The following is a 19,831-nucleotide window of genomic DNA, read 5'->3' on the forward strand; positions in this document are numbered from 1 at the left end:
CGTTGAGGGTAATTTTTATGCAACTTATTTTAAGTGTATTTATACTGATTGCAGATGTTTTTGCGATTTTAAAAATTATCCAAACCTCTGTTCCTGTTGAACAAAAAGTTGTTTGGGTCGTCATCGTTCTGCTTTTACCATTGATTGGTGTGATTGCGTGGTACGTAGCAGGACCTGGTGATAAAACTTTACGACTGGGGAATTAGCCATTCCTGATTAATTTATTTTTATAATCATTGTTCCAATATTTGCTAAAAATTAAGGGTGAATTTATTCACCCTTAATTATTTTATGAGCTGGCACTTGAATATTTGTTATTATAGATATATAAATATATACGTAAGCAAATTTACAGATAAACCATTACAAGGAACAGCTCATGCAAGCACTTACTGAACGTCTTACCGCAACCCTTTTCCAACCTTTTTCTTTTGGTGGTCAACAGTTACCTAATCGTCTGGTCATGGCACCCATGACTCGCAATCATTCACCTGATGGTATTCCGACAGAAGAAGTTGCGACCTACTATCGGCGACGCGCAGAAGGCGGTATTGGTTTAATTATTACCGAAGGTACTTATATTAATCATCCTTCTGCCAATGGTTATCCCAATGTACCCGCTTTTTATGGTGAAAAAGCCCTTGCAGGTTGGAAACACGTTGTTGATGAAGTTCATGCGGCAGGCGGAAAAATTATTCCTCAACTTTGGCATGTTGGATTAATTCGTCGCCCCGGTACAGAACCAGACCCCAGTATTCCTGGGGTAGGTCCTATGGAAATTCAAGAAGAGGGTAAAGTCGTTGTTCGTGCCATGACTCAAGCGGATATAAACGCTATTATTGAAGCCTTTGCCCAAGCTGCAAAAGATGCTGAACGGATTGGTTTTGACGGCATAGAACTACACGGTGCGCATGAATACTTATTAGATAACTTTCTTTGGGAAGGTACAAACCAGCGCGAAGATAAATATGGCGGTTCAATTGAAAACCGTGTTCGTTTTCCTGTTGAAATTGTCAAAGCGGTGCGCGCGGTTGTCAGCAAAGACTTTCCTATTGTCTTCCGTTTCTCCCAGTGGAAACAACGCGACTATGCTGCTCGCTTAGCCAATACACCAGATGAATTAAAACGAATTTTACAACCGCTAGCGGATGCGGGTGTTGATGTGTTTCATGCCAGCACGCGCCGTTTTTGGGAAGCAGAATTTGCCGATTCTCCTGACAATCTTGCTACATGGACACATCGATTAACGAATAAACCCGTGATTACCGTTGGTAGTGTCGGTTTAGATAAAGCCTTTTCATTAGAACAATTTCAAGGTCGGGATTACCCAAGTATTCAATTTGAACAACTTAGAACTTTGGCAGACCAGCTAGAACAAAATAAATTTGATTTAGTCGCTGTCGGACGGGCATTACTTTCAGAACCAGAATGGGCGAATAAAGTACGCTCAGGGCATTATGAAACGATTAAAAATTTCAGTCATGAAGCCCTTACAACACTGGTGGTTTAGACATAACACGGTAAAATGGCGGTGATGAACCCCCCGTGAACTTGATGCTGTCGCGCTAAACAAGGAAGGGATATTTTTGCGCCCTGCTTTGTTTGGCGTAATTGATGTTGGTTGCTATTTAATTTTAATTATTAAATCTAACGTTTTCAGCATAATGGCTGAAGTATAAAGAAATGGCTTATAAATTGCGGTAGTTGTGCAAAACTGAGGTATGTAGCACGTGAGTAATGAATTGGATATTGATGGCATTATCAAAGCACTGTCTAACCCTGTGCGCCGTGAGATATTGACATGGTTAAAAGAACCTGAAAAACACTTTCAATCACAAGAGCATACATTAGAAAATGGCGTATGTGTTGGACGTATTTATGAACGTGCAGGATTATCGCAATCTACCATTTCTGCTTATCTTGCCATTTTACAACGTGCGGGTTTAGTGACTTCTCAACGGGTTGGACAATGGGTTTTTTATAAACGTAATGAATCGGTGATATTAGCTTTTTTAGAATATCTGAAAAATGAATTGTAAATAGATTTATTCATTTCTACCCTTCTTCACAAACTGAAGAGAGGCACTGAGTTGTCCTCACTGTGAAGCTACATACATCATGAAATACGAAAAGCTATAACTGTCGCGAATGTGGACAAGGATTTATGGAACTGGCTAATTTTAAAACAGTGTGTCTGTTGTTTAATAAGGAAAACCTTACTTTTCTTCAAGAAGATAGAAAGTCACGTCATTACCCTGTTTTTATGTCATTTTTCATTATAATTCCACCGAACCCGTTATGTACTCGGCTATAAGGTTTAATACAGTGATTTACCCCCGATATCGCAACGCCTCCACTACCAATTTAAATACGGGTAACGATTGTTGACGGCTGGGATAATATAAATGATAGCCAGAAAATGGCTGACACCAATTTTCAAGCACTGACACCAAATGACCTGCCGTGATATGTTCTTTAACCATATCTTCTGGCAAGTACGCCAAGCCAAAACCAGCTAATGCTGCTCGCAAAATGGGCAGACCGCTGTTAAAAATTAATTGCCCCTCCACATGCACCTTTACCTCATGCCCATCTTGTGAAAATTCCCATGTCAACAATTCGCCGTAAGTGGGTAAGCGCAAATTAATACCAATATGCTCGGTTAAATCCTGTGGTACTTGGGGCAAACTATGTGAGGCAAAATAATGGGGCGAACCGACCACGCTCATGCGCCAATCTGGTCCAATACGCACCGCAATCATATCTTTTTCTACTTGATCACCAATTCGTATCCCAGCATCACAACGCTGAGCAACAATATCAATCATGCCATAATCAATAATGACTTCGACCTTGATATCAGGATACTCATGCAATAACGGCTCTAACTTAGGCCAAAGTATTGTATCAGCGGCATGACCTGCCGTATTAATGCAAATATTGCCTGCGGGTTTATCCCGATAGGCACTCAACGCAGCTAATTCCGCTTCAATTTCCTTCATTCGCGGTGCCACCGTTTGTAACAAATGTTCGCCTGCTCTAGTTGGCGAAACACTACGAGTAGTGCGTGTCAGCAAACGCACACCTAAACGGTTTTCTAAATTACGTAAGGTATGGCTTAATGCCGACTGTGACACGCCCAATTGTGCAGCGGCACGGGTAAAACTGCCTGCACGAGCAATGGTTAAAAAGGCAATCAAATCGTCAAAACGCTCTCGTGACATTTATGAATTATTCTCATAAGTCTATGCAGATTATCCTATCTTATCATTAACACACTCAAGCATTAGAATAATCTCGTTATGATTACTGAGGAGATGAAACCCATGCGTAACCCCATAGGCAAACCGTTGCCTACCACTGCACCTCATTTAGCAGAGACACAGCAGCCATGGCGTGGTATCTCTCTGCTGTTAGCGGCCGTTTTGTTGTTGGCTTGCATGGATGCGACAACTAAGTTTCTTACCACTCAGTATGATGTCCCAATGATTGCTGCCATGCGCTATATCGTACATTGTTCACTCATGATTATCATACTAGCCCCCAGTCAAGGCAAACGCTTGATAAAAACCCAACGTACAGGCTGGGTTATAGTACGCGGTGCTTCCTTAGTAATCGCTACGCTCTTTATCGGGCTTGCCCTACAACGGATGCCGATTGCAGAAACTACAAGCATTATCTTTTTATCACCATTGATAGTCGTGTTACTTGCCCGCCCACTATTGGGTGAACATATTGGTGCATTAGGTTGGGTAGCTGTCATTATGGGATTAATCGGCACATTACTGATTGTGCGCCCTACCAGTGGTTTAGACACATTAGGTGTCATCTATGCACTGGGCGCAGCTGTGGCAACCGTTGTGTACCAACTATTATCGCGGATGCTTGCTAGCAGTGAGCATACCATCAGCTTGTTATTTTACGCGGCGTTAATTGGCGCGTTTAGCTTTGGCTTATCATTGCCGTGGTTTTGGCAGGGCATTCAACCAAGTTGGCAAGATTACCTGCTGTTTATCAGCATTGGTATTTATGGTGGTTTAGGACATTTTTTGTTTACCGCCGCATACCAGCACGCGCCTGCCTCGGTACTCGCACCCATGAATTATGTACAACTTTTGTGGGCAGGGTTACTTGGCTGGTTAGTGTTTCAACATATACCAGATCAACTCAGTCTGTTGGGTATGACAGTTGTGGCAGCTTCTGGCGTATTGGTCGTGCTGAAATCTCGCTTACCCCGCTTACAAACTGCGTCAACTGATCTGGCGTAATGAACATAAGCAAAACGGCTTCCTATCAAAATCAATCACTGGAAAACCTCTTATGACTATGAATATACTTGGTTATGCAACCCATTCACCAACGGATAACTTAGCCCCTTACCATTTTGAACGGCGTGAACCACGTGCAGACGATGTGGTAATTGAAATTTTATATTGTGGCGTATGTCACTCAGATTTACATCAAGCCCACAACGACTGGCATAACAGCAATTATCCCTTAGTGCCGGGACATGAAATTGTAGGGCGTGTGACGGAAGTTGGCGCGGCTGTGACCCGTTTTAAAGTCGGTGATTTAGCCGCTGTTGGCTGCATGGTTGATTCCTGCCAACACTGTGAACCTTGTGAACATGGTGAAGAACAGTATTGCGTTGAGTTTCCAACCCTCACCTACAACTCAGTTAACCGTCATGATCAGATGCCAACCTATGGCGGCTATTCAGAAAAAATCGTTGTTACTGAAAAATTCACATTAAAAGTGCCAGAAAACCTTGAGTTAGCAGGTACAGCACCACTGCTGTGCGCAGGCATTACTACTTGGTCGCCGTTGCGACACTGGAAGGTAGGCAAAGGCAGCCGTGTGGCGGTGGTTGGTTTGGGCGGCTTAGGGCATATGGCGTTGAAATTAGCCAAAGCGTTAGGAGCAGAAGTAACTTTATTTACCCGTTCTGAGGGTAAAGAAGCAGATGCACGTCGCTTAGGTGCAGATAATATAGTCTTATCTAGCGATGAAACACAAATGGCAGCAGTACAAGGCCATTTTGATTTCATTCTTGATACTGTGCCATATATACATGATTTAAATCAATATATCCCAACATTAGCTATTAGTGGTACATTAGTGCTGGTTGGCTACTTAGGACCTTTAGAGCCAATGTTAAATACTGCACCGATGGTATTAGGTCGTAAATCGATTGCAGGTTCACTCATTGGTGGTATTGCTGAAACACAAGAATTATTAGACTTTTGTGCTGAACACAATATTACGTCAGACGTTGAAGTGATTAAGATTCAAGAGATTAATACCGCTTATCAACGCATGTTAAAAAGTGATGTCAAATACCGCTTTGTGATCGATATGAAATCGTTGAAGGCATAAGATGATAAGTAATTTATTTGCCGATTTATTGGTTAAATAAAATATGAATCCCCTAAAGGAGACTCAAGAAGCAATTTATCTTAAAGTCTCCCTCAGCGAATTTAGTGGCAATGAATGTGCCGCTGAAATCTAGGAAGGTTTGCAAAAAACGGATTATATTTATTTTAGCGGTCAAATAAAGCGGTAATCTGCTGTTATATCATATAGGTATCACGGGATTTTATAAAAATCCTGTGTTACTAGGTCAACCCCACATTCTAGCGTTTCAATCCACGCTAAAAATTGTGCAATCATTTCTTTTCCTTTAAAAGACCGCCCATGTTGTGGAACAATCCATTCAATATCTAATTCTTTGATCATGTTAACCCAATAGCGACAAACTTTGTTGCTTGACATATACCGTTGATGAAACGGTTTCATGTATTTAATGTGCGCCTCAAAGTCGTCAACTGGCTGGTCTTCTTTTGAATGCACCATTGACGCGCCTAAGTCACCAGAAAATAATATCTTACTCAGTGGGTCGTAAAATTGAAAATTACCTTCTGAGTGTAAGAAATGTGCGGGAATTGCTTTTAGAATGGTATTACCTAAGTAAATATCCATACCTTTATCAGGAATGCCAATAATTCGATCTTTTGACTTTCCTGGAGGGGCAAAATGCGGAATAAATCGTTCCCATATACCGGGGACAATAACTTTACATTCACTCCCAACTAACCATTTATTCAAAGAAGAAATAATATCGGGGTCTTGATGTGAACCGATAACATACTCTAAATTTTTAGTAAAAACATACTTATACGACTTCATAAATAAATCGTTATAAATTAAATCTCCTCCCGGATCGATGAGTGCAGAATGACTGCCATTCACGATTAAAAATTGATTTGCTTGCACGCCTTCGCCTGACACTAAGTCATAAAAAGCAATGCATTTATGTGTACCATCATTGTACAATTCGACAGGCATTTACTTCATTCTCCTCACACAACCCATCAGGCTTTCCGCATCCTTTTACCATAAAAATCTGCAATTTTAACCTGAACTCACTAAAATTCAATTTGAAAATACGTTGTTTAGTTAAAAATCAAGTTAAACAGTGTATCAGTAAGTGCTTTATAACAATAGTTAGCAAGCGTGTATAAATTAACTGCTGTGATATACCCTACGCTTAAACCTGTATGATAGATAACAGGCATGATGTACTGCAACAGGTTATTTTGTCTATCTTGTGTTTAGTTATCACGGCAAAAAACAGCCATTTTTACAGGGCTTAAGCAGATAAATCTGCGTAGAAAGCGTAAAATATGGGTTTGAATATGCTATTTAAATCTATTTTTTATTAGTCAATGGTGATTTTCTTTTCATTTGTTTATAGTTGGTACGCTTATGTTCATTTCAGTCAATTCTATTCGTACTCTCAGCAATTGGTATGCACATTTCGGTGCAGTTTGTTTATTAATTTCAAACACTGCTTTTGCTGCCCCGACACTCACACAAACAATTGATAACGCATTAACCGCGCGATGTTTAAATAAAGAACGTACGGCAGTAAATATTGTTTCTTTATCCACAGGGCGCACGATTTATAGTCGTAACCCACAAACGCCGTTGTTGCCTGCCTCTATTATGAAGTTAGTCACGACAGCCGCAGCATTGCATTATTTAGGTCCTGAGTATCGTTATAAAACCAAACTGTTACAAACAGGCAGACGAATTGGTGACACCCTACAAGGTGATTTAATTCTGATGGGAAGTGGCGATGCGAAATTGGTTCATACCGATTTATGGCAAATGGCTCAACAACTTAAAGCCAGTGGATTGAATTTTATTGAGGGTAAGTTAATTGCAGATGTTTCATTATTTGACAATTATGACCGCGCCCCAACATGGGATGTTGACCGCAGTCAGCGTCCTTTTGACGCGAAAATTGGTGCATTGTCACTCAATTTGAACACTGTTGCGGTTAATTTACGTCCCGGTGCAAACGTGGGTGACCCATTAGTTATTTGGTTAGAACCTTCACCCGCTTACATGCGCATTGATAATCAAAGCACAACGGCAGCTAAAGGAAATGGCACCGCAGGTGTGCGACGCGTGGATGATGCGCAAGGTGGAGTGAGAATTGTGGTGACAGGTAATTTACCACAGGGGGATTACGACCGAACAGTATTGGTTAATGTTGACAATCCTAGTCGCTATACCATTGAATCATTTCGTGATTATTTGGGTAAAGCAGGTATTACAGTTCGTGGCGCGACAGAAATTGTTAATATTTCTCCCAATAATGCACGTGAAGTGTTAGAACATGAATCCCCGCCCCTTTCATTAATTATCAAAGAAATGAATACTTATTCTAGCAATTTTATGGCAGAACAACTGGTTAAAACCATTGCGGTTGAAAAAGTGGGCAAGCCTGCAACACATTTAAATGGGCTAAAACAAGTTGCTGATTTTCTTCAAACCAGTGGCGTTAGTACGCAAGGGGTGATGTTAGCTGATGGCTCAGGTTTATCTAAACAAAATCAAATTACTGCGAAAATGATGACGGATTTATTAGTCATGATGCACAATCGTTTTGATATAGGTCCTGATTTTATGACTTCTATGCGGGTGATGGGCGCATTTGGTTTGCATTCTAATCGGTTTAAAAACTCCCCAGCACATGCACATGTGCGCGCAAAAACAGGCACACTAAATGGTGTAAGTACTCTCACAGGTTATGTTCCTAGCAATACGGGACGACAATTGTATGCTTTTAGCTTATTACTCAACAATAATGGATGTGGTTATAAGGGAGCAGATGATGTGGAAGACCAAATTGTAAATGCGTTATTTCTACAAGGGGACGAATTACCCTTAGTAAGCAGTTCCCAACTACCTGTTACACAATAGTTATTTCTATCAGAGTATGTTATGAATCCTCACTGTTCACTGAAAAGACGATTAGCAACTGCCCGAGATAACGGTTTATTACACGATTGGGAATGGAAAGTGATTTGCTGAATACTTTTCAATGCGGATAACTCGGTAAATACTGATTCAGACAGACTCCAAATAAAAAACGGTGATTATTTTCATAATCACCGTTTTTATTCTTACCAAAAACCCTAAGTTAAAGACATGTCTCAATCAGAAACATGTCTATTTTTTATTTAGGGTGTTGTGGGGCAAGTATCGCTATTAACAATATTTGCTTGAATTGCAGAGCTAGAGAACACAACCTTGCCAGCTGTATTACGGTAGCCAACATAAAGGTTCAATAAACCACTGCTGTAGAACTGATCTTGGTATAAGGTGCTGGAGTACAGTGCAGGTAATTCACCAACATTTTTTGCAGCAGTTAAACCCGCTAAGCTCATGCCGTCCCATGTCACAATATTGGACGCATCCATCATGTACCAACCGCTGAAGTTAAACTCACCAATCGTCAATAAACCAATGAAGAGAACTTCACCAGCCTTGCCTACGTCAGCAGAATCAACTTGGAAGGCAACTTGAATACTAACTGGGTTATTAGGACCGAAGCAAGGAATAACGGCTGTTTTATTGAAGCCATCTTCGGGTTTTTGTGCTTGGTAAATACCACCAAAGAAGTTTAATGTGCCTTCAACAACTTCGCCTGTTATCGGATCAAACACAGAACCTGTGCTGGTCAATTCAGGACGGACAGAACATTTATCACCCGCATAGAAACCGAGTGATTCCACACAAGTCGCTTCAGTGGTGCAGGCAGACAAGTTAGAAGATGAGCATTGACCTTCAAAGGCAGAAGCAACGGTAAAGGTACGTTCTGTTTTGATAGTTCCATCAGGATTTTTGAAGGTTAATTTGAATGTGCCTTCAACAGGACCTGCGCCAACCACTAATACTTTTCTAGAACCTGCGGTTGTGAAGAGTTTTTGACCTGTAGCAATAACATTACCACTTAAGTCTCTCACATCAGGTGTTTGAATCAGGCTATCACTGACGGCTAACCCATCATTGAATAAAACGATAACATCTGTTGTTGGGAAAGGATTGCCATATTGGTCAACAATTTCAACGGTTAATGCAACTTCACTATTGGTAGGAATCTTCTCTTGAGTGATGTAGGCATTGATAGTCGCTAATGTAGATGGTGCGCTAACATTAGTGGTTACCGTAAGCGTGTTTGTACCTAAACCAGGTTTGTCAAACGCTAATGCGATATTATCTGTACCATTAAATGCCTTAGCACCCGCCGTTGCATAGGTAACTTCGACCATACCACTAGAAGGTAAGCTAGGAATACCTGAAGAGGCTGTGGTTGTATTGACATATTGCACACTGACTGCGTTACTGCTGCTAGCAGTAAATGTGCCTGTACCACCAGGAGAGCCAGGTGTTACGGAGTTACCGAAAGTGTCAAACATCTTCAGTGAATATTCAGGGATTTTTGCAACGCGATCTGTTGATGTGCTGCTCACGACTTCGGTATTGACAGATGTCACGACTTGGTTATGGGCATTACGCAATTGAACACTGGTTGCTGCTGCACGAGTGATTCCAGCGGCAGTGACTAACTCTTGCGCATAAACCCCTGTGCTATCAGACAGTAAGTACATTGCACCGTCGGTTGCTGTTTTGAAAAATCCTTGTGCTATATTCGTGTTAGGATCACGATTGACAGTTAAGGACTCACCAGAGGTGACATTGAGAATGTTGACAGAACCTAAATTGATGTTGCTGTCACTGGTATTAACGGTGAAAGCATTAAACTCTGTACCTGCCATTTGAGGCATACCCACAAACAGCGGTGTCACAATCAGACTTTTATCAACGGCACTAATTGCGAGTGATTGAGATGATGCAATACCAGAAATAACGGTTCTATTCGCACCTAAGGGTGTTCCTGTTAAAGCGGCTGTACTTGCCTTAGCAAAAGCAGAATTACCCGCAACACCTAACATGTAGCTATTTGATGAAGCACCAACTACGATAGGAATATCAAACGTACCAACGCTGGTTGTGACTGTGTTAGCATCTTTCACTTCCACAGTAATCGCAGTACCTGCTCTGCTGGTTGTTGTGTTACCAAACGCATCTTTCAGGGTTGCTTTAATTGTCGCGCCTTGTCCTGCACCGACATTAATACGTTGTTTATTAGCTGTTAAAGTAACGCTATGGGGTACACCTGTGGATAATACCTCAACGGTATCGGCATAGAGTAAATCAACGCTATTGCCTGTAAACCCTTTAAAGGTTGCTTCAATGTAGTATGAACCAGCACTTGTTACTTTATCATCAATAGTAACAATGGCTTCACCCTTTTGCATTTGAGCCGTATAAGCAGTACCTGTGGTGCTACCTTTCTTTCTCAGGGTAACGGTTACTTCCCCAGCGGCTGAAGCATTTTCAGCTTCAATGAAGATTTGCGCGCCAGCAACACCCGCTGTCATTTTCCCAGTGATGCCATCAACATCGTTCACATCATCTGTTGTGCCTAATGGTTTTTCTGGGTCAAGATCAGAAGCCTTGAATCCAGTAATGCCTAATGCTTTAGGATCGGATGAGGGAGGATTGACAGTTACAACACGGTCAGCAGTGGCAATTGTGTGGAATTCTACACCACCACCTGTGGTTGGGACTCTTTCTTGCAGAGTAATGGTAATGGTGTCAGTGCCTGTTACATTGGCTGGGTAGTTGATGCTAACCTGACCATTACCTTGATTCAATCTGAAATATCTGACTTGAGAGCTGAATTGACCAGATAAAGGTCTTGCATCATCAGGAGTTGCACCGGGATAAGTGGAACCACCAATAATTTCGCCCTTGATCGTGTTTACAACAGCAATAATAACAGAGCCTTGTTGTTCACCAAAACGGTCAACCGCACCAGACTTGTCTAAGCCAAGTAAAGCTAAATTAACGACACCGCCTGCTGTGACAGTTGATTTATCAAGGATAAATTCACCACCAACTGTGGTGGTAACTGCCATTACAGAACCCGTTGCCAAAGTCAGCGCGATAGCTGAGGCTAAAGCTGTTTTCTTTAAGTTCATGTTCACTAATCTCCGTGGTTAATCTTGAGATGGGTAGGGCTGTGATTCGGAATATATACAGCCTGAGGTGTCAATATTTTAACACTATTTTGTATAGATTCTACACGACCACGCACACCCAACTTATACATCAGGTTACTACTTATATTGCACATAAAACAAACAATTTTCAAGTTATTTTACGACTTTAATCTGTCATTCCATCATCACGAATAGCTTTGTTTTATTTGGTTTCTCAATATGTTTATGTATAAAATGTCTTTTTTATATTTAGAATTTCAACAGGTTAATAAACTATCTATTCATTTAGTCAGCACTAATCCATAAAATTTGTCGCTGATACGCGAGTTGTTTTGCATCTGTTATTAGGGTTGCATCTACTTCGTAAATTCCTTCGGTTAATCCAGCGATTAGCGCACCACGTATCAGTAAGCCATTTTCTCCAAAAAGGGATAGTTGCAGGTCATCCGTGAAAGGAAATGGGCTAATAATTGTTTGATTAAATGGAATTGAATCTAGTGTTGGCTCAGCATTAAAAAGCTGGTAGAGGCTTATTCTTTGAGTGTCTATGGGTAAATTAATGCGTAAATATAAATCTGCCGATTGCCCCCTTAAGTCAGTCAAAAAAAGGTCTAAATTTAATTGTTCGTTAGGATGATAAACCATTTTGCCGAAGGCTGAGAATTGCAGATGAGGGTCTGTTGTTTGTACGGATGACAAATGGAGTTGACCAAATCCAGATTGTTCATCCCATCCTGCGGGAGCGGGGTCTTGGCTGGCGGTAATAAGGCTTACAATTAATTCTGGCGCAGTATAAGTGGGATGGCTTGCGATTAATAAGGCTAGTGTTGCACTAACTAATGCGGTTGCTGGGGATGTTCCTGTGTAAAAATTAACGTATTCTTTACCCGGTTGTGTGGTCCATAGGCTTACACCGGGGGCGATAATTTTGAGCCCCTCACCATAGTTGCCAAATCGTTCATGATCTTTAGTAAACGCGCCAACACCCACAACAAACGGCAAATTAGCAGGAAAAGCAACCGTTGGTAAATTATCGTTACCTGCTGCGGCAACCAATAGTTTGTTTTTACCTTGTGCATAACGCAATGCGTCCTCTACCCAAGGTGCTGACTCATCTAATACAAGACTCATTGAGATAATTTGTGCATCACTATCGGCGGCAGCTAAAATGGCTGTTGCCAATGTTGCTGAGCTAAAGCTACCACTATCTGTCTGATTTAACTTGTAGGGAATTATTTTTGCCTGTGGTGCAACACCACAACCACCAATCGCATTATCACACTGTGCTACCATTAAGCCTGCCATTGCGGTGCCATGTCCGTTCGCATCGTAGGCATCTGCGTCGGCATCTCCAAAATCATATCCTTGTGTAAACAAAATATTATCTTTTAAATCAGGATGATTTGGGTCAACCCCTGAGTCTAATAATGCAATCGTGACACCTTCACCTCGCGTTATATTCCAGTAGTCAGGGACCCCTATTTCATCGAGATGCCATTGTTGAGCATACAGCGGGTCGGTGGGAGTACTGGCAAAATGACCGCGTATGTCTTCATAAATAGCGAGATTGTTTGCTTGTCTTAGACGGGCGTTTGTTTCAGCGATGTCCACAACCAACCAAGGCAGTGGGGATAAATCTTTTACCACACGTCCTTGTTGATAGAGTGTGGCTAATTCTGCGGAATTTGTTTGCGTATCTAAATGGATTAATACCTGTCTTGCTTGTACAGGTAAGATAAATACCGACAGCAAGATGGCAATAACAATGACTTTATAAGAAAAATAAGGCATTTGAATTAGGGGATGAACGCAATGGATTTTGTATTGTAGCGGATTAATTTGCACAATTGTAGTAATCTTTCGACGCACTGTTACTTTTTTGTCACAAACTAGATTCATGAGCATGGTAATACTTAACTTTCTGAAGCGTTACATTTTTACCACAAAAAAAGGGTTGTTATCCCCCTTTCAAGCCGTTTATCAACATAAGCATTTAGTTTTTTTGCTATTAAAACGGGATGTTATTACGCGCACATCAGGCACTTGGTTAGGTGATGCGTGGCTGTTATTACAACCTGCATTGCAAATTGTGGGCTTTTGGTTTTTATTAGACGTGGTTCTAAAAGTCAAATTTCCGAGTGGCGTTGCGTTTGTAACTTACTTTTTATTAAGCATGTTACCTTGGCTATTTATTGCGGAGGTGTTGAATCGTAGCTTAAATGTCTTAAGCGAATTTGGAGGGTTATATCGGCGGGCTGTTTTTCCTATTATTATTTTGCCTTTACTGCCTTTAATTTTATCCTCCGTTCTGTATGCGATTGTTATGGCAATTATTGCAGGACTAATGCAAGGATGGAGCGCAATCCCAACAGGTATATTCAGTATTTTTATATTAGCTATTTGGCTAATGCCTATGTGCTATTTATTGGCGATAATTGGATTGTTTTTAAAAGATATTAGTCAGTTTTTTCCTTTTCTTATTACAATTACAATGTATTTAACCCCCATTATGTACATGCCTGATTTAATGCCTGAACCATTACAATGGATATTAGTGATAAACCCAGTTGCCGATGTAATGAGACTGATACACGCCAGTATTCAAGGTCTATCATGGGATTATTTCAACATTATTCGCCCTGTTTGTTTATGGTTATTACTATTAGGACCTGCATGGGTGTTATTTCATCGGGCAGAACCGCATGTGCGTGAAATGTTGTAACGTTTAACACAGCCGTGCTGAACGTTTTACCAAAAAAATAACGGGTAGTAACCCTACTAGCACTAGCGTTAATGCTGGCAATGCTGCCCGTTCCCATTCACCTTCAGCCGTCATCTCATAAATACGCACAGCTAACGTATCCCAACCAAACGGACGTAACAGTAAAGTTGCAGGCATTTCCTTCATTACATCAACTAATACCAATAAAAACCCTGCAAATAAACCGGGACGCAAGAGCGGAAAATATAAGTGTTGCAAAATATCCCGATGTGTCGCGCCCAAACTACGCGCAGCATCTTGTAAAGAGGGACGAATTTGATGCAATCCACTATCAACTGAGCCAAAGGCAACGGCCATAAACCGCACTATATATGCCAATACTAGGGCAATAATTCCCCCCGTTAACAAGCGATAAGACCCCAAACCAATGCTGATGAAAAATGTTTGTAATTGGTTATCTATCCAAACAAAACTTAACATCACTCCCACGGCTAAAACAGAGCCGGGTAATGCATAACCCATCGTTGCAACAGAGACGGCAAAACGAATACTCCGACTTTTACGTTGAATTCGTTGGCTAAATCCTAATAATAATGCACCCAACACTGTTAGAAATGCGGCTATTCCTCCCAATGAGATGGTATTTATCAACAAATCAACATAACGATAATCTAAATCGCGGGCGGCTGTTTTCCAAACCCATACAATTAGTTGCAACATGGGAATTAAAAATGCGCAAGCAAAAATAACACTTGCAAAGGCTGTTGCACCAAAGGCTTTCCAACCGCGCAATTGATAACGATGTTGACGACGGGAATCAGTATGATAACGGGCGCGCCCCCGAAAATACCGCTCCATTAATAATGCAATAATAACAAACAGTAACAGTAATGTTGCTAATTGAGCGGCGGCATGAAGATTAAATAGGCTAATCCATGCCTTATAAATAGCCGTTGTAAATGTATTGTAATTAAAAACCGTAACTGTGCCAAAATCTGCCAAGGTTTCCATCAGTGCCAGCGAAACCCCCGCCGCGATAGCTGGACGCGCCATTGGCAAAGCGACATGATAAAACGCTTGTAATGGACTTGCTCCCAATGAACGGGCGGCTTCCATCATCCGTTGTCCTTGTCCTAGAAAAGCAACACGGGTGAGCATGTAAATATAGGGGTATAAGGCGAGAACCATCACGAGAATCACCCCCTTTTCTGAACGCACGGCAGGAAACCACAGGCTTGAACCAAACCATTGACGCAATAAAGTTTGTACAATACCGCTATAATCAAATAAACCAACCACCACAAAAGCCAACACATAAGCAGGAATGGCTAAGGGAAGCATCAATCCCCAATCAAAAAAGCGTCTGCCCGGAAATTCGCACATCGCGGTTAACCATGCCAACCCCACCCCAATCACGCTAACCCCAATCCCAACTCCAACCAGTAACACAACGGTATTTCTCAGTAATTCGGGGAGGACTGTTTGTAATAAGTGTTGCCAAATTTCTGTTTCACTCGATAGCCAAGTAGAACCGAGGACAAGCAATGGCATTAACACCAAAGCGGCGAGACCTAAACTAATCAATTTCCAACCACCGCCCCGCGCAAAAAAATTATTCAATGCAGATGTTTGTATGGGTAACATGGGGGGAAATGCTTCAGTGAGTGTGTTCATAGCACGAGACAGCTAACGACTTCATCCAATAAAATATAATGCAACACGGCAGATAAATGCACTATGTTGCACTGAGTAAAGGCTAACGCTAGGGATGCTCTAAGCCCTATTCGTTTATCTTATTTATAACCCGCTCTATCCATCAGTTTGACCGCTTCAACCTGTAAACGTCCTGCTTCAACAACATCAATGGTATTTGGCTTAAATTCACCCCATTTTTTTACCAATTCGCTGGCAGAAACGCTAGGATTTGCAGGATATTCATAATTTAATTCGGCAAACACTTTTTGTGCGTCGGGCGTAGTCAACCATTCTAAAAGTTTAATTGCCGCCTCGCGGTGTTTCGCATATTTGGTGATACCCGCGCCCGAAATATTCACATGCGCGCCATCTTGACTCCAAAAAATAGCCACAGGCAAATCAGGTTTTTCTGCTTGTAATCTGCCTAGATAATAAGTGTTAGCAATACCAACATCACATTGTCCCGCAGCAATCGCCTCAATTAATTTGGTATCGTTAGAAAATACATCTGTGGCTAAATTAGCCACCCAACCGTTGACAATGATTTCCGTTTTTTCTTCGCCCAATTGGCTAATCATCATGCCAACCATTGATTGGTTATAAACTTTCTTTGATGTCCGTAAACATAAACGTCCTTTCCATTGTTTATCTGCTAACGCAGCATAAGTGCTGAGTTCTTCAGGCTTAACCCGCTGTGTACTATACATAATAGTGCGGGAACGGATAGATAACCCCGTCCAGCGGTTTTTCGGGTCGCGTAAATAGGCAGGAATATTTTTCTGGATAATGCTTGAATCCACAGAGGCTAAAACATCACGTTCTGTTGCTTGCCACAAATTGCCAGCATCCACCGTGATAAGCATATCCGCAGGCGTATTTTCCCCTTCTGCTTGTAATCGCTCTAATAATGCAGCTTCTTCAGCGGTTGTAAACTTAATTGTAACCCCTGTTTCTTTGGTATAAAGGTCAAATAACGGTTTGATTAAACTATCGTTACGTGCAGAATACACAATAATTTCATCTGCTGACCAAACAACAGGGCTTAAACCCAAACAGGCAACAGTGAACACCATGCTGAGTTTTTTAATTTTTTTCAATAACATTATCAAAGTAACTCCTTTTGAAAGGGTTGAACATCCAACAGGTTTCTGTGTAAATGATAATCGTTATTATTTGTAAAGACAACCTAAACCATGAATTTTCATTTAATTTGAAGGTGTTTTAGCGGAAAGTAGCCCGATTTACATAAGATGAATGTGTCGCTGGTGCAAATTTATTTGCACCAATGGCATGATAGATTTATGGATAATGACTAATTAAGCCATGCTTGACTGCTTTGTTGGGTCACGCAAGCGTACATCGTATCAATTGTTTTACACAGTAAAGGCGTTGTTGTGTTGGCTTGTAATATGCCAGCATACGTGGGGTGGAGGATATAAATACTATCGTTTTCCACATGTCCTTGTTCAATTTCAAGACGTTGCTGCTCACAAGCTAGCAATGTATTTTTAATATCAACACGAGCGGCACGCCCTGCATTGAGCGTTAAACCATTTTTAGCCGCTAAATAAGCAAATGGTGCGTAATCACCAGCGGATTCGCCACAAACATCAGGCGCACCAACCATAACAATATGTTGATAATAGGGTGCCGCTTTTTCCCATATTGGATTACTCAGCGGATTTTCCCACACAAATGTTGCATTATCTGCTTGGCGTATAATATATTTTTCATGAAAAGGCAAAAAGTCAACTAGTTGAATGACTACGATAAAACCCAGCAACACACCTGCTTTTGTAGTGGAATAACGACGGAGGAGTAAACCAATAGAGGACAATAAAATAAAGTAATTAACAACCCAGAAAAACCGTCCTGACGATTGAAACACGTTTAACAAAAAAAGGAATTGATTATTCCATTCCCATAACACCACATCGCTCATGGTTGCTTTATTACTCAGTGCAAACAGTGTAAAACCAATGCTTAAGAGGAAAAAAGGCAGGAAAAAGCGTCTAGTAACAGATTTTATAGGAAAACGAATAAGGGCATAAATTGCCCAAACACTCAATAATATTCCGCCTACTCCAAAATAATTAAAACCTTCGTATTGTCCCGTTGTTGCCTGTTTGATGGCAGGTAATATTAAAAATAAGCCCATTGAATCTAATGGTGCAAGCAGATTCATAGAGAAATAGCCTAAAGCAACTTGAGTAACAACGCTTTGCGTATTATGGATTAAGAAAAACCCCGCTTGCCACCATGTTAATAATACAACCCCCCCAATAAAGCCTAATTGCATAATGACTTGTAATATAGACTGATAACGCTCAAGTAATAAACGCGCATAAAACGCAACCATCATTCCAAGCACCATTACCGCTAAATACGGATGAATTAAGGCACTGATGACCGCTAATAATAACCACCAACCTAACCAAGCATTGTTTGAATAACTATTTGTCGGCTGAATATAAAAATAAATACCCGCGAGTAATAACCAATGCGCACAAAGGGCAACGTGTCCCATACGCATGAGTAGCACAGGACTCAATACAAACAGTGTTGCGCCAAGAACTTGCAAAAAAATATTCTGGGTAAAACGACGAATTAACAATGTACCCAAAACACCCTGCAAGCAAAAACAAAGACATAACCAAAAACCCAAATACTGAAAATGATAAGGCAACCAATGATTAAAAGGCTTAAATAATAACGCCATCAGTGGCACGGTATCCGCGTAACCAATGGATGAACCCGTTGGATAAATATAATGACTGATTTTACCTATCGGAAATTGCCACTCTTCCGCCCGAAAAAACTGCCACGCCAAAAAATTAAACTGCCAATCGTTGTGCATCACCCAACCAATTTGGCGCGGGTCTAAATACGCTAAGCCCAAGGTATGATTAAACAAAATAAAACCAATCATCGCACCTAATAATGAACTTAACAGCGGATGAGACAATGGACGGATAAGGGCAATACTTAAAATCAAAAATAATAAGCTTATCAATACATAATTAAGCTGATGACTCAAAATAAAATAAACATTGGGAGATATTTGCTGATAGGGTGTAACAGTCAGCCAAATGAGGCTTAGAAGATAAGCAACCAATAAGATAAATCCTTGTTGTAACACTTGCCGCTGTTGCCCTAACATGCTTAAAACCATTATAATTTTCCCTAATATGGTTAAATCACACTACTGATAATTAACGTAATGTACCACTTGCACCCGCACCAATTATTTTTAATAAACTTTCTTGCGTACTACTGATTTGTAAACGGGTGGTTTCGTCAAGATTGTGCGCACTATGAATAAATAAATCTAAATTAACCGTTGCGAGCCATAACTGATTATTTTGGTCCTCATATAAAATAATTCGATAAGGAATTAGCACTGCATAATCAGGATTATAATCAACCAAATTCAACGTATTTTTTAAATCCCCCAGCTCAAACACCTCTAAAAAACGAGATTCTTTCCCCAATAATTCACTAAGCTCTTTATGCAACGCATACCGTGCAACCAGTTTGATATGATTTTGTTCGGCTGCAGATTGAATTGCACGAATGGCTTCCTGAATTTTAACCCCTTGTTCAACAGGTGTTTTAACAAGAATGGCACTCACCATGTCCGAAACGAATAACTGCTCGACAAATTGACTAAAAAAGGTAATAAACCGCTCATCAAAATGCCCTGTAATATATTGTCCTTGAATATAAAAAAACAGGCTCATACTGACAACCACTAATCCAACAAAGGTTAAGAAATTTCTAAACAGATTAAAGACAAAACGAAAAGGGCGAATAATACTAAAATTTTTATTTATAACAGGTTGTTGTGGGTAAATTATTTTTTCTTGGGTCATGATGACTTATAAGCAGAAGGTGGTGAAAAGTGACATTTATTATTTTTAAATTAACTGCCATTTGACGGCGACATAGTATAAATCAGGACACATTAAACAGCGCACAGTTATTCGATTTTATT

General features: G+C 40.7%; 15 protein-coding genes. 7 read left to right on the forward strand and 8 right to left on the reverse strand.

Annotated features, from left to right (window positions below):
* Positions 1-17 precede the first annotated feature (17 nt).
* The 3 genes from AL038_RS12110 to AL038_RS12120 all read left to right on the forward strand — a co-directional run bounded on the left by AL038_RS12110 (position 18) and on the right by AL038_RS12120 (position 2,039).
* On the forward strand, positions 18-206 hold the full coding sequence (locus AL038_RS12110) for a PLDc N-terminal domain-containing protein (protein ID WP_062153177.1): 189 nt from the start codon (positions 18-20) through the stop codon (positions 204-206).
* A 173-nt stretch (positions 207-379) separates the two neighbouring features.
* Complete coding sequence (locus tag AL038_RS12115; protein ID WP_062153179.1) at positions 380-1,510, forward strand: NADH:flavin oxidoreductase; 1,131 nt, start codon at positions 380-382, stop codon at positions 1,508-1,510.
* A gap of 220 nt (positions 1,511-1,730) precedes the next feature.
* Positions 1,731-2,039, forward strand: coding sequence for an ArsR/SmtB family transcription factor (locus AL038_RS12120; RefSeq protein WP_062153181.1), 309 nt, complete (start codon positions 1,731-1,733; stop codon positions 2,037-2,039).
* Between the two features lie 291 nt (positions 2,040-2,330).
* Here AL038_RS12120 and AL038_RS12125 read toward each other — a convergent pair whose 3' ends face one another.
* Positions 2,331-3,224, reverse strand: coding sequence for a LysR family transcriptional regulator (locus AL038_RS12125; RefSeq protein ID WP_062153183.1), 894 nt, complete (start codon positions 3,222-3,224; stop codon positions 2,331-2,333).
* Positions 3,225-3,326: 102 nt separating this feature from the next.
* On the opposite strand from AL038_RS12125, the gene AL038_RS12130 reads away from it, so the two are divergent.
* On the forward strand, positions 3,327-4,268 hold the full coding sequence (locus AL038_RS12130) for a DMT family transporter (protein ID WP_083991513.1): 942 nt from the start codon (positions 3,327-3,329) through the stop codon (positions 4,266-4,268).
* 52 nt (positions 4,269-4,320) lie between these two features.
* The gene (locus AL038_RS12135; RefSeq protein WP_062153185.1) at positions 4,321-5,376 is read left to right on the forward strand and encodes an NAD(P)-dependent alcohol dehydrogenase; all 1,056 of its coding nucleotides are present in this window, start codon (positions 4,321-4,323) and stop codon (positions 5,374-5,376) included.
* Positions 5,377-5,586: 210 nt separating this feature from the next.
* Here AL038_RS12135 and AL038_RS12140 read toward each other — a convergent pair whose 3' ends face one another.
* The gene (locus AL038_RS12140; RefSeq protein WP_062153187.1) at positions 5,587-6,345 is read right to left on the reverse strand and encodes an oxygen-binding di-iron domain-containing protein; all 759 of its coding nucleotides are present in this window, start codon (positions 6,343-6,345) and stop codon (positions 5,587-5,589) included.
* 420 nt (positions 6,346-6,765) lie between these two features.
* Between AL038_RS12140 and dacB the strand changes: the two genes are divergently transcribed.
* A complete protein-coding gene (gene dacB, locus AL038_RS12145; RefSeq protein ID WP_062153189.1) occupies positions 6,766-8,271 on the forward strand; it encodes a D-alanyl-D-alanine carboxypeptidase/D-alanyl-D-alanine endopeptidase in 1,506 nt (501 codons plus the stop codon).
* 260 nt (positions 8,272-8,531) lie between these two features.
* On the opposite strand, the gene AL038_RS12150 is transcribed toward dacB, so the two are convergent.
* The gene (locus AL038_RS12150) at positions 8,532-11,399 is read right to left on the reverse strand and encodes a hypothetical protein (protein ID WP_062153191.1); all 2,868 of its coding nucleotides are present in this window, start codon (positions 11,397-11,399) and stop codon (positions 8,532-8,534) included.
* Positions 11,400-11,705: 306 nt separating this feature from the next.
* Positions 11,706-13,319 (reverse strand): S8 family serine peptidase, encoded by a 1,614-nt coding sequence (locus AL038_RS12155; protein ID WP_161575463.1) that lies wholly within the window; start codon positions 13,317-13,319, stop codon positions 11,706-11,708.
* A gap of 4 nt (positions 13,320-13,323) precedes the next feature.
* Here AL038_RS12155 and AL038_RS12160 point away from each other — a divergent pair, with 4 nt between their 5' ends.
* A complete protein-coding gene (locus AL038_RS12160) occupies positions 13,324-14,142 on the forward strand; it encodes an ABC transporter permease (RefSeq protein ID WP_236839379.1) in 819 nt (272 codons plus the stop codon).
* A 3-nt stretch (positions 14,143-14,145) separates the two neighbouring features.
* Here AL038_RS12160 and AL038_RS12165 read toward each other — a convergent pair whose 3' ends face one another.
* From AL038_RS12165 to AL038_RS12180, 4 genes are all read right to left on the reverse strand, one after another.
* Complete coding sequence (locus AL038_RS12165) at positions 14,146-15,816, reverse strand: ABC transporter permease (protein WP_083991514.1); 1,671 nt, start codon at positions 15,814-15,816, stop codon at positions 14,146-14,148.
* A gap of 119 nt (positions 15,817-15,935) precedes the next feature.
* Positions 15,936-16,940, reverse strand: a complete 1,005-nt coding sequence (locus AL038_RS12170; RefSeq protein ID WP_083991515.1) for an extracellular solute-binding protein — start codon at positions 16,938-16,940, stop codon at positions 15,936-15,938.
* Positions 16,941-17,149: 209 nt separating this feature from the next.
* On the reverse strand, positions 17,150-19,009 hold the full coding sequence (locus AL038_RS12175) for a DUF6311 domain-containing protein (RefSeq protein WP_062153197.1): 1,860 nt from the start codon (positions 19,007-19,009) through the stop codon (positions 17,150-17,152).
* Positions 19,010-19,049: 40 nt separating this feature from the next.
* Entirely contained in the window at positions 19,050-19,709 is a 660-nt protein-coding gene (locus AL038_RS12180) for a DUF302 domain-containing protein (RefSeq protein ID WP_062153199.1), read from the reverse strand.
* Between the last annotated feature and the right edge of the window lie 122 nt (positions 19,710-19,831).

Source organism: Beggiatoa leptomitoformis, from assembly GCF_001305575.3.
Classification (GTDB): domain Bacteria; phylum Pseudomonadota; class Gammaproteobacteria; order Beggiatoales; family Beggiatoaceae; genus Beggiatoa; species Beggiatoa leptomitoformis.